Source organism: Kineococcus siccus (assembly GCF_009906795.1).
GTDB lineage: Bacteria > Actinomycetota > Actinomycetes > Actinomycetales > Kineococcaceae > Kineococcus > Kineococcus siccus.
In genome coordinates this window covers 38864-51241 of sequence record NZ_JAAALN010000001.1, presented here as the reverse complement: position 1 = coordinate 51241, position 12378 = coordinate 38864, and the positions used below count along the sequence as shown (strand labels likewise).

Sequence of the window (12378 nt, the reverse complement as noted above, 5' to 3'; positions counted from 1 at the left end):
ACAACGCCCCTGCGCGGAGCCGACCTGCACGCTTGGCTCGACCGTCCGTCAGTCGTGCAAGACCTCAAGACCTACTTCGGCGTCGGACGACCAGCCGACGAGATGCCCCCCGTCACCGGCGGGTGGTTCGAGGCCATCGACGGCGGCGGTGATCGCCCAGCGGTCGCCGACGTCATCACGGCCGTCGACGTCCTCGCGGTCGGCGCGTTGAGCGTCGCGATTCCCGCGCCGGCGGCGCTGGACCTGGTGGACGGTCCCGTCGGGCGGAGGCTCGCTGCGCTGCTCCCCCAGATCCCCGTTGGCGTCGACCTGGCTGGTTCCGAGGTCCTCGTCGTGTCGGACGATGGGGCGGCCGCCGATTTCTGGAGGACTGTGCAGGAGTTGAAGGGCGTCGGTTCCGTGACCGCCGGCAAGCTGCTCGCTCGAAGCGGCCCGCCTTGATCCCGGTCCACGACGGCGTGGTCAGGGCCGCCTTGGGGTGGTCCCGCAACCGCTTCTGGCTGACCATGTGGGAGGAGTTTCAGGACCCAGCACTATCAGTCGCGCTCCGTCGTCTCGCCGCAGAAGCCGACCTGCACTTTCGCGTCTCCGCCCTGCGGGTCCTCGACGTCGCTCTGTGGATGGGCCACCGCAGGGACGCGGTACAGCTCGACCTCGACGAGCTTCCGGTGTCGCACAAACTGGCGTGAGAAGGACAGCAGGCTACCGACACGCACTACCGGTGCACGGGACGCGGACCGGGGCATGCTCAAAGCATGAGTGGCGATGACTCCCTCGTGGACGGTCAGTTCGTGAAGCACGTGCGTGGCCGGTTGACGCAGACGGTGCGCATCTTTGTCGGCCCCGAGGTCAACAGCGGCGTCGACGCCTGCTACCGGCTACCGATCGCTCAGGAGGTCTCCCGGGAACTTATTTACCAGCACAACGAGATCGGCTCACTGAAGGAGTGGCTCGTCGTTCGGGGCGGAATGCTCGAGCTGCCGGGCGAAGGTGGAGGCGGTACAGGGCCGGGTCTTGAACCCCTGGTCGGCCTGACGGCCGCGGACAGAGCGTGGGCGGAGCAGGCGCGGCCCGCGGTAGAGCGGGCCATCACGGCCGTCGTGACCGAGTTCATCGACAACCCGTACTTGCACCGCGTTGAGCACTCCCTGCATGCCGAGTTGTTCCACTTCGTCAAGGAGCATGAGGTGCTGTCTCAGATAGTCACCTTTGCCGGTGGCGCCCTGAGCACTCAACTAGTTCACAAGGAGTGGCCTGAAACAAGACCTCGCCCAGACAAGGAAGGACAAGGACGCGGGAACTTCGATCTGGCGATCCTGGCGCCAGCGCAGGTGCAGCGAGCAACCTTCAGGCAACTGCGTGACGGTCGAATCGAGGCGCCGATCGTCATCGAAGTGGGGCTCGACTACGGCCTCAAGCACCTGCGACAGGACGCCTACAAGTTCAGCAACAGTCAGGTCGCCTTTCCCTATCTCTTGCACCTCTCGCGCGTCGCCATCCGAGATGCTCCGAAGATCGAAGAGTATCTGCAAACGCTTGACGCTCCTTTTCGTACTGCCTACGTGCAGGTCGACCCCCGCGGTGGTCCGGTTCGCTACAAGCACCTCGGTGACGACCGTGTCCACACTCGGGGTCGGTGAGGCTGTACCGCATGTCATCAGTGATCGACCGAAGCTAGTCGAAGCAACGCCACCCGTACGTCGCGCGACATCTTCAACTCGGGCTCCCGGTCTTGGCGCACCGCTGCCACTGCCGGGGGTCGAAGGCCGGCGGGTCGCTCGAGAGTTCCGGGCGCGCTGGGCCGACATGGCTGCCGGCTCTCACCATCACTACGTCACCGGCGGACTCCAGCTCAGTGACGTCATGCACTCAGCCACGCACGGCGTCGTTTCTACAACCGCGCGACCCAGCTCGAGTCCGGCTCAGACGCGCGGCTCGACGCGATCGACATCAGCCTCAGCGCCGCCCTGCTCGATGCGGAGGAGGGCCGTGACCTCGCCAGGCTCGGCGTCCCACGCATCGGGGCCGGCATCGGCGGGCTGCGCTGGTCCGACCTATCAGCGGTGCTCACACGAGCCGGCGACGACTCCCCCGTCGAGCTCGTGGTGGTCACGCGGTCGCAGTCCCGCTGAGGCCGCGCGCCGGCCATCCCGGACGATCGGTGTCCTCGTCTGAGAAGGTGCAAAGGTGAGCACGGAAGACGTGAGACTCGTTGAAGGCCTGCACGAAGTCCTCATCGCGGAAGACCTCGCAGCTGCGCTTGCCAGCGCACAGGACTGGACGACGGTCGTCAGCAGCGTTGATGACGCGGATGCGCCGCACGTCTTGGCTCGGCACGTCAGCGCCCTGGTTCAGCGGTCGCTGGAAGCGACGACGGACCGCTCCGAGCGCCTCGCGCTCGTGCGCGGTGTTCTCGACGCCCTAGGGGAGTCGCGAGCGATGCCGATGGCCGACACAGCCGATGCGCCTCGACAGCTCTTGTCAGCCCACCGGGCACGCGCCCTCGCGCAGCCGGCGACCACTCGACCCGCGACTCCCCTGTCCGAGGCGGCCCTGCTGACCAACAGCTCAGCCGACCCGAGCCTCGCGGCGGAGCTGCGCGCCGAGCTGGCCAGTGCGGACCGCGTCGACTTGCTGTGCGCCTTCGTGAAGTGGTCCGGGATGCAGCTGCTGGAGCGGGCTCTCACGGACTTGAGGGACCGCGGCGTCCCCTTCCGTGTCATCACGACGACGTACATGGGAGCGACGGAGCGCCGGGCCGTGGACGCCCTGGTCAACGACTTCGGCGCCGACGTCAAGGTCATCTACGAGACGACGCGGACCAGACTGCACGGCAAGGCGTGGGTGGTCCACCGAGAGACCGGGTTCAGCACCGCGTACGTCGGGTCGTCCAACCTCTCGCGCTCAGCGTTGCTGGACGGCCTGGAGTGGAACGTCCGGCTCTCCGCCGTGGCCAACCCGGCGTTGCTGGCGAAGTTCGACGCGACCTTCGCCAGCTACTGGGCCAGCAGCTCGTTCGAGACGTACGTGCCCGCACGCGACGGCGAGCGGTTGGACGCGGCGCTCGCCGACGCGGGTGGCCAGCGCGGTCCCGGCACACCCGTCGACCTCTCGGGCCTGGAGGTCACCCCTCGCCCTCACCAGCAGGAGATGCTCGAGCAGCTCGCCGGCGAGCGCCAGCTGCACGACCGCCACCGCAACCTGGTCGTCGCTGCCACCGGCACCGGCAAGACCGTCCTCGCCGCGTTCGACTACCGACAGCTGCGCGAGCAGCACGGCCGGGACCTCACGCTGCTGTTCGTCGCGCACCGTCGCGAACTCCTCGAGCAGGCGCGCCGCACCTACCGTGAGGTGCTGGGAGACGGCGCCTTCGGTGAGCTGCTCGTCGGAGGCGAGCGCCCGCGGAGGGGCACGCACGTCTTCGCGAGCGTGCAGTCGCTGAGCGCCGACGTGGTCGAAGCCTTGGACCCCCACCGGTACGACGTCGTGGTGCTCGACGAGTGCCACCACGCCAGCGCGAGCAGCTACCAGCGGATCCTCGGGCGGCTCCAGCCGATCGAGCTGCTGGGCCTGACGGCGACGCCGGAGCGCGCCGACGGGCAGGACGTGTTGGCCGTCTTCGGTGGTCGCACAGCGGCCGAACTGCGCCTGTGGGACGCGTTGGCGGACGACCTGCTCGTACCGTTCCACTACTTCGCGGTCGACGACGGTACGGATCTCCGCGACCTCACGTGGCGCCGCGGCGGGTACGCCGTCGAAGGGCTGACCAACCTCTACACCGGCGACGACGCCCGCGCCCGCCTCGTGCTGCGCGAGCTGCGCCGCCGGGTGAGCGACGTCCGCACCATGCGAGCCATCGGCTTCTGCGTCAGCGTCGAGCACGCCCGCTACATGGCCCGGGTCTTCCGCGACGCGGGCATCGACGCGCTGGCCGTCAGCGGGAGCAGCACACCCGAGGAACGCGCCGCGGCCCTGCGTCGGCTGAGAGACGGCGAGGTCCGCATCGTCTTCGCCGTCGACCTCTACAACGAGGGCGTCGACGTCCCCCAGGTGGACACCGTCCTCTTCCTGCGACCGACCGAGTCCTCCACCGTGTTCCTGCAGCAGCTCGGGCGTGGGCTGCGGACGGCGCCCGGCAAGCCGGTGCTGACAGCCCTGGACTTCGTCGGCCATCAGAACGCCGACTTCCGCTTCGACACCCGGTTCCGCGCCCTCACGGGCGCGAGCCGCGGCAACCTACAGCACCAGGCGGAGCAGGGCTTCCCCTTCCTCCCCGCCGGGTGCTCGATCGTGCTCGACGAGGTGGTGCAGCAGCGCGTCCTCGCCAGCATCCAGCGCCAGCTCAGCCCGCGAGCGCGCGCCATCCTGGCCGAGGTCCGGGCGAGGGGCGCGAACCGCATCGCCGACTTCCTCGACGAGAGCGGCCTGAGCGTGCGCGAACTCCTCGGCACCAACCGCTCGTGGACGGACCTGCGGCGACGCGCCGGCGTGGAGGAGCGTCCGACTGGACCCCTCGAGACCACCCTGCTGAGGCGGGTCCGTGCCGTCACCCACGTCGACGACCGCGCCCGCCACGACGCCTACCGCCGAATGCTCACCGACGACGTCAGTCCCGATGCGCTCTCCCCTGTCGAACGCCACCTCGCCGGCATGCTCACGAGCTCCCTCTGGCCATCGGGCGCACCGGGCGACCTGCCGACCGTCCTGGACGTCCTGCGGCGAGAGGCCGCGGTGCGGGACGAGCTGAGTCAGCTCGTCGAGATCGCCTTCGATGCCGCCCGCCACCCGACGACCGCCCTCACGGGTGACCGCGCCGACCTGCCGCTCAGCGTCCACGCGCGCTACTCCCGCGACGAGATCGTCAGCGCACTCGGTGTGGCCACCCCGGCGCGGCCGCCGGTGTCCTTCCGCGAGGGAGTCGTCTGGGCGCCCGAGCGGCGGACCGACGCCCTCCTCGTCACGCTGGCCAAGTCGGAAGCCGACTACTCGCCCACAACCATGTACCGCGACTACCCGCTCACGCGGGAACTCTTCCACTGGGAGTCGCAGTCGCGCACGACCGTGGCGTCCGCCACCGGGCAGCGCTACCTCAACCACCGGACGCTCGGCACGCACGTCCTCCTCTTCGCGCGGCAGCGCAAGCAGGGCGACATGGGCGCCGAGCCCTACCTGTTCCTCGGGCCAGCCGACTACGTGTCGCACGAGGGCGAACGGCCCATCGGCATCACCTGGCGGCTGCACCACTCGATGCCAACGGACTTCTTCGCAGAAGCCGCCCTGGTCAACGCCAGCTGATGTCCGTGGAGACTGACCATTTTGGCTCTTCACGAACGAGGGTGTAGCTAGGGTCTGCATCTTCCGGCCTCGAGCTGGACCGGGCGATGCACTCCGTCTTCATCCGAACCCGAGCGGCGACCCGTGCAGGTGCTCCAGTCGACAGCCGATGGCCTCGGTCGGTCCGTCGCTGGTGCCGGTCCGATCTGAGTACGCGAGCACGTCGGCGGCGTTCGCCACCGCTCTCGACATCACACCGGTCGAGGCGGCCCCGACCAAGCGAGCGCCGTTCTCCGTGGTGTCCTCTATATCCGTTTCAACGCGCCTTGAAGGCGACGAAATCCTGCGCGTCGGTCTCTCCGCGAAGCCTCTGCCCACGCCGACTCCCGCGACCATGTAAAGCGTGTCCGCTCGGCGTGTCTCAAGAGCATCTCGTGATCGCCCCCAACGTCGGCGCCCGAAGGTATCGTTCCCGTAGAAGCACCCCGAAGGGCGACGAACGCCCGCGCAGCTTGAGGAGAGCGATGAGCCGTGAACTCGAACTGATCAGCGATGGCAGCGGCCTCGCAGTCATCGGCGCGGCGGACGATGTCGAGCGGTTCTTCCTGTCATCCGGGATCGACAAGCTTCCCTCGAAGACTCTCGACCTCCGTCGAGTTCGAGCAGCGACGAAGACCGGCGGCGGAGTCGCCGAGGCAGGCGAAACCGTCGCGACGAACGCTGGGCGATGGGTGAAGCTGACCGAGGAGTCGGCGCGGGCCATGAGGGACCTGCAGCTGATGAAAGGGGCTACCGAGGGCGTCTCGCGGGCCATCGCGGTGAACAACAAGGGCAGCACGCAACACATTCTGCAGGTCGTCACGAGATCGGGAACGATGCTCACCAACCCCGCAGTGCTCGCTGGGGTCGGAGCAGTCATGTCGCAGTACGCGATGCAGCAGCAGATGGACGAGATCGTCGAGTACCTCGAACTCATCGATGAGAAGGTCACTGACGTCCTCCGTGGGCAGAAGGATGCTGTGCTCGCTGACATGATCGGCGTGGACTTGACGATTGAAGACGCGCTGATCGTCCGCGACGAGGTCGGCCGCGTGTCGCAAATCACCTGGTCGAAGGTGCAGGCCACCTCACAGACGCTCGCTCGAACGCAGGCGTATGCGCTGCGTGAGCTGGACGCGATTGCCGAAAAGCTTCAGAGGAAGGCCGATGTCGGCAAGATCGCTAAAGCGACACAGGAGGCCGAGCCGAAGGTGCGGGAGTGGCTCGCGGTCCTCGCGCGCACGTTTCAGCTCCAGGAGGGCGTGTCGGTGCTCGAACTCGACCACGTACTCGACGCCTCGCCCGAGGAACTCGACAGCCACCACGCGGGTCTGCTGAAGGCACGCCAGAACCGTCTCGAGCGGATCGAGCGGAGCACTGCCGCGCTGCTGGCGCAGATGGACGCGACCGTGCACAAGGCCAACGCTAAGGTGCTCACCAACCCGTTCGACTCACCCGCCGCCGTCGAGTCGAGCAACCAGATCGCTGACGAGGTTCGCGGCCTCCGTGGACGGCTTGGAATCGAGTCCGACGTCGAGTCGACAAGGGCAAAGCGTTGGAGCCAGGCCGCGGGCGAAGTACTAGAAATGGTTCGCGTTGGAACGGCCGAAGGAGCCGTTGCTGCAAAGCGGTTCGGCGACCAAACCTTCGACCGCGCCACCGGGGTCTTCCGGTCCGTCGACCTCGACCTCGACCTCGACGGCGACGAAGACCCGGACCGGACAAGAGCAGCGGCAGCAGCGAAGTCTGCCGGAGCGGCGGTCAAGCTAGCTGCCACCGACGTCGCAGGAGCTGTTGGCCACTTGTTCCAGCGCAAGCGCGCACACGAAGCACAGGTCGACGAACCCCGACCACATCCTTCAGGGCGCGTCGATTCGTGAACGGGCTCTTCCGAGGGGGGATGCATCGTCAGTCGTCGAGGCACCCCTCCCCAGGGTCGCCGCCGTCATTCTTCCACGCTCTTCACGATGCAGGACAAGGCGGCCTGACCAAAGGTACGCCAGGTAGGGGTTGAAGCCTTTCGATGACGGAGGTGTCTACACGAGTACCACCCGGAAGACCTCGACGTGCCCGACGCTGCCTTCCGCCACCCCCGACCTGACCACGTTCACCGGTCTGGGCGACCTGGGCCTGACCAGCATCGCGGGCACTGGAACGCCGGGTCACCGAACCCGACGACTGGTGCCGCCACTGCGGTTGCGAAGGCCGGCCCATCGGGCCGCCGTGTCAGCGTCGGGCCTCGGCCTCGGCCTCGGCCTCGGCCTCGGCCCATCACACCTCTGAGTGCCTACCCGCGGTGCATCAACCAATGCACCAACGGCTGAGGAGGCGACGGCGGACGTCACGCACAACGCGGGTGCCAGCTCGCCGTGCACCGCCACCCAGATCTCCGGCCCGAGTGACCTGGCCTGTTGACCACCCCAGCTTCCGCCCGAAACGTCAGGCGCTCTTCCACCCGGACGCTCGAGGCCGTGGGGGGCACACCGCACGGCTGCCTACGGGAGCGTAGCTGCCCACCTCGCCGGGGGTGACGCCTCATGAGCCTGAGTGGCACTCAGCCGCACCGCCTGAGCGAGAACGGCAACGGCCTCGAGCAGCGCGCCAGGCCGAACAGCCACGTCCAACGTCCGTACCCGCACCGTCTTCCCCGCCGCGGCGATGCGGACGTCTCCGACGTCCGCCTCCCCCGCCGCGTAGATCAGCAAGCCCTCGTCCAGGTCGTGCGCGGTCAGGTACGCGAGCATCTGGTAGACGTCCGCGTTGGGGATGCTGCCGGTCGTCCGCTTGTACTTGCAGTCCCCGACGAACACGCAGCGGCCGTCCTGCCACCAGGTGAGGTCGGGCTCCAGCGGCACCCGGTGCTCGACGTCGAGCCACCGACGCAGTCCAGCACTGCCGACGGGGAACTCTCTCTCGCTGGCGCCGATCGCCTCGCGCAGCGCCGCGCGCACGAACTCCTCGAAGACCGCGTTCATGTCGACCAGGAGGCCTGCACCGAAGCGTTCGCCGGCGCGCGCTTCGAGTCCGCCGGTGATCAGGCTCGCGGCGAGGGAGAAGGCCGGTCGGTAGTGCACGTTCAACCGGGTCCAGAGGGGCGTTGGGACCCGCCGGGTGTCAGCGAGCGGCGAGATGTCGTGGAGGAGGTGGTGCAACCGGTCGACGGTGCGGCGAGACCCCTGCGAGCGGAGTCGCAGCCGGCGCAGCACGTCGACCGCGGTGCGGAGCACCTGGTTCTCCAAGATGTCGGCAGTGAACTCGTCGAACTCCACCTCGACGGGCAGGGCCATCCCCCGTCGTCGCGTCATCTGGTCGGTCATCCTCACCCGACCGCGCACCGTGGTCGCCGCGTCCTGCTGGCGTCGGTAGGAGTGCAGCAGCCCGGCGCGGGTCGCGTTCCGGGTGAAGCGGGCGAAGAGCTCGACCAGCGCCTCGCTCATCGTCGTGTCTGCCGCGAGCGTCGTCTCGGACCGCCAGTCCGCGGGCGACGCTCGGTAGGCCAGCATGAACAGCAATGGCGCGAGACCGACCTTGGGCCGGAGTTCGAGCATCACGTCCCCGACCTGCACGACTCCGACAGTCGACCCACACGTGAGGCGGTAGCGGTCGGTGGAACCCGGCTCTGGCACCACGGACAAGCCGGGGACCACGTCCCGCAGCGCGTCCCTCTCCGCGACGGACAGCTCGACGGGATCGCTCAGCTGGTGCTCCGTCAGCACCAGCAACCGCTCACCCACCCGAGCGGAGCCGGTCCAGGGCGAAGCGCTCCAACGCCGTCGGGTCGCCGTAGAAGTGCTCCTCCAGGAAGGGCAGCACCGAGTAGCGCCACGCGCGCTCGACCACCTGCTCCGTCAGACCGGGTCGTAAGAAGTGGCTAGGGCCGATGGCGAGGTTGCGGTCGGCGAGCTCGGCGTTCGCCCGGTCCACGACGTCAGCCACCCAAACGAGCTCCGGAGCGTGGTCGCCGAGCCAGCGCCGCAGCACGCCGTCGATCGGCGGGGTGTCGGGGAAGAAGGGCACGAAGTGGAAGCGTCGCCGCAGGGCCGTGTCGACGAGCGCGATGGACCGGTCGGCCGTGTTCATCGTCGCGATGATCTTCAGGTTGACCGGCAGCGCGAAGGGCGTCTCGGAGTACTGCAGCCGGATCTCCTCGTCGCGGTACTCCAGCAGGAACAGCAGTTCGCCGAGGATCTTCGCGACGTTGCCGCGGTTCAGCTCGTCGATGAGCAGGACGTGCGTCACGTCCGGACGTTCGTTGGCCTGCGCAGCGATCTTCTTCAGCGGGCCGTCGACGACCTCGTAGGTGACCTGACCGCCGTCGGACAGGCGTGGCCGGTACCCCTCGATGAAGTCCTCGTAGGCGTAGGACGGGTGGAACTGCACCTTCTCGACCAGCCCGCCCCCGCGCGCCAGGTGACCGGCCAGCCGACGAGCGACGAAGGTCTTGCCCGTCCCGGGCGGACCGTAGAACACTACCTGCCCCTTGTCCTCGAGCAGCTCGACGCTCTCTGCGAGGAACTCCTCGGTCAGGTAGAGCTCGTCGGCCAACGTCGCCAGCGACGACTCCGGCACGTGCTCGCGGTGCAGCAGCCACCAGGAGAAGGCCTGCATCGCCCACGAGTCGTCGGCGAAGTGGGGTTCCAACAACCGCCTGATGGTCTCGTTGGTGCGCACGGCGACCTCGGCCTGCGAGCCCGCACGGGAATCAGGACGACCCAGCAGATCCAGCACGGCGAGCTTCCCCGCCTCCCCGCGGGACACGTAGCCGGGGAACCACGCCTGGGGCTGAGCGACCGCCAGCGCCTTGACCAGGACGGCCTCGCCGACCCGGAGCAGCTTGTACCCACCCTGGAGGCAGTCGGCCAGCCGGTCGACGAGGGGACCGTCCCCGTGCAGGAGGTGCAGCAGCGTGCGCGCCACCTGAGCGCGGCCCACGTCGTCGCTCAGGAGGGCGTTGAAGCCGGGCTGCGGTCCCGGTGACCCGTAAGCGGGGCCGGCGAGACGGTGCAACACGGGGACGTTGAGGTCGGTGAGGGCCTCCGTAGTCAGGGCGACCGCGAGCTCCGCCCTCTCGACGCCCCGCTGGACGTCGATCTCCGTGGGGTACCCCCGCTCCCGCCGGAAGAGAGCCACCAGGTCCGCCAGGTCATCCATGCCGCTCCCTCCGACGAACCGCGCGTACGCGTCCTTGTCCTGCTGGCTCCACGTCTGCAGCGCCTTCCCCGACAGCACACGGCGCAGCAGCACGTCTGCGTCGAGGCGGTCCCGCAGTTCTCGCGCCGCCGTGCTCTGGAGCCGGTCCCGGAACTCGTCGAGGAACTCGAGCCCCTGCGTGTACAGCACCGCCGGGTCGAGGCTGCGCTCGTGCGGCCACTCGACGAGGGCGTACGCCTTCTCGAGCATTCGGAGCTGGTGCAGCGGGTAGCGCGTGACGTCCCGTGCACCGAGCAGGAAGGACGCCAGGACCGCGCACGAGCTGGAGGCCGACATGGTCGACGGTGCGAGCTGCGCGAAGGTCGTGATCCCGGCCTCGACGTCACCGTCGGCCCAGAGGGCGTCCAGCGCCCGACGCACAGAGGGCGCGTCGGCCGCCAGCCACGTCCTCAGCTCGTCGGTGACCTGACCGTCGAGCTCGCTGGTCCCGAGTGCCGTCGAGAGCGTCGTCCGCCAGTCCCCGTCGGCGAGTGCCGTCCGCGTCATGGCGAGGAGCTCAGCCGTGGCCAACGGGCCTCGGCGGTCGGCGTCCAGGTCCACCGTCTGAGCGAAGCGCTCGGCCCAGTGCAGCAGGGACGTCCAGCCGGTGGTCTCCGGACCGTCCCCGAGCGGGATGAGGGCGTGCACGGCCCGCCACTGACGCGGGGTGACGCGGAAGTTGGTGGCGTTGGCCAGCTTGAGGACGGCCAGGTCGGCGAGCTCCGGGGTATTCTTGGCGAGGGTGCGGGTGATGTGCGGCACCACGTGTCGCACCACGCGGAAGTCGACGCGGTACTCGTTCGGATCCGCGTCGGCCGGCCGGAAGTCGGGGGTGGGACTCTGCTGGGGCTCGGACGTCAGGCGGCCCACGAGGTGGATGCCTCCCTCGGGTCCGGACGCCCACAGCAGGACTCCGTCACCGGGGCGCATCTCCGTGCGGTAGCGGGTGACGGTCCAGTCCTCCACGTGCCCCGGCGGCATGTCCGGCAGCTTCGCTGCCAGGTCCCACTGCTTCGGGTTCGCCTGGAACATCCACAGCTTCCGCTCGCCGTCAGCCCACGGTGATCCCGCCGGCCACGTCACGAGGGCCTGCAGGTCTTCGGCGTAGCCGTCGCTGAGGCGGAACAGGTAGCCCTGCTTGACGTTCCCGTTGACGTCGAACGGACCGTCGCTCGTCGACCGGACGGGCAAGGAGGCCAGCGGAAGCCCCTCCGCGAGGGGGAAGTACTCGACGCGCACCAGCCACCCGTGGTCACGTCCGCCCACAGGTCCGTAGGGGCGGCGGGCTTGCACGGGCGCGGCGACGACCTCCCCGAGCGCGACGACGTGACCCCGCCGGTAGTGCACGACGGTGTCCCCGAGGGCCATCCGAGCGACGTCGAGGTGGTGAGCGACAGCGTTGCCCACGAGGCCGGCGAAGACGACGCCGAGCCTCGACTCGTCCGCGTAGGCCTGGCCCTGGTTGACCCACCACGTGGTGCCGCTCTGCCTCGCCTGCCGGTTGTAGCGAGGTCGCAGGTGCTGGAGCAGTCGAGCCTTCGCGGCGACCGGGTCGTCCACCTCGCGCCAGGCGATCGTGTGGCGCGCGAATGTCTCCGGGAGCGACTCGACGGCCGGGTCGAGCTCTGCGAGGACCTGGTCGCGGAGGACGGAACCGCCAGAGAGGTGCTGGCGCAGCCGCTGCCGGAGGGCGCCCGTCGAGCCCACGTAGACGACCGTCCCGTCCGCGTCCCGGAGGACGTGGACCGCTGCGCCCTCGGGGGCCGTCGGCAAGACGGAAGGGGTGAACGGCTGGGGCTCTGTGAAGCCGTCGAAGAGGTCCACTGAGCTGCCCACACCATCCTCCGTCACCTGGGATGACTCACAGTACTGGGG

General features: G+C 68.9%; 5 protein-coding genes and 1 pseudogene. 4 read left to right on the top strand and 2 right to left on the bottom strand.

The window, feature by feature from the left end:
* The first annotated feature begins 102 nt into the window (after positions 1 to 102).
* The 4 genes and pseudogenes from GTR02_RS24830 (at position 103) to GTR02_RS00205 (ending at position 7193) form a co-directional block, all read left to right on the top strand.
* A pseudogene (locus GTR02_RS24830) lies at positions 103 to 689 on the top strand (DUF6308 family protein).
* A gap of 87 nt (positions 690 to 776) precedes the next feature.
* Positions 777 to 1640 carry a hypothetical protein gene (locus tag GTR02_RS00215; RefSeq protein WP_166605454.1) on the top strand — a complete coding sequence of 288 codons (864 nt, stop codon included), beginning with the start codon at positions 777 to 779 and terminating at the stop codon, positions 1638 to 1640.
* 562 nt (positions 1641 to 2202) lie between these two features.
* Entirely contained in the window at positions 2203 to 5295 is a 3093-nt protein-coding gene (locus GTR02_RS00210) for a DEAD/DEAH box helicase (protein ID WP_166605453.1), read from the top strand.
* A 503-nt stretch (positions 5296 to 5798) separates the two neighbouring features.
* Positions 5799 to 7193 carry a hypothetical protein gene (locus GTR02_RS00205; protein WP_166605452.1) on the top strand — a complete coding sequence of 465 codons (1395 nt, stop codon included), beginning with the start codon at positions 5799 to 5801 and terminating at the stop codon, positions 7191 to 7193.
* A 615-nt stretch (positions 7194 to 7808) separates the two neighbouring features.
* Here the strand turns inward: GTR02_RS00205 and GTR02_RS00200 are convergent.
* The gene (locus tag GTR02_RS00200; RefSeq protein ID WP_166605451.1) at positions 7809 to 9029 is read right to left on the bottom strand and encodes a 5-methylcytosine restriction system specificity protein McrC; all 1221 of its coding nucleotides are present in this window, start codon (positions 9027 to 9029) and stop codon (positions 7809 to 7811) included.
* A 10-nt stretch (positions 9030 to 9039) separates the two neighbouring features.
* Entirely contained in the window at positions 9040 to 12339 is a 3300-nt protein-coding gene (locus GTR02_RS00195) for an AAA family ATPase (RefSeq protein WP_166605450.1), read from the bottom strand.
* Between the last annotated feature and the right edge of the window lie 39 nt (positions 12340 to 12378).

Excerpts from the sequence above, each read along its gene's own strand:
- GTR02_RS00205 (WP_166605452.1), top strand. The coding sequence starts at position 5,799 with ATGAGCCGTGAACTCGAACTGATCAGCGATGGCAGCGGCCTCGCAGTC.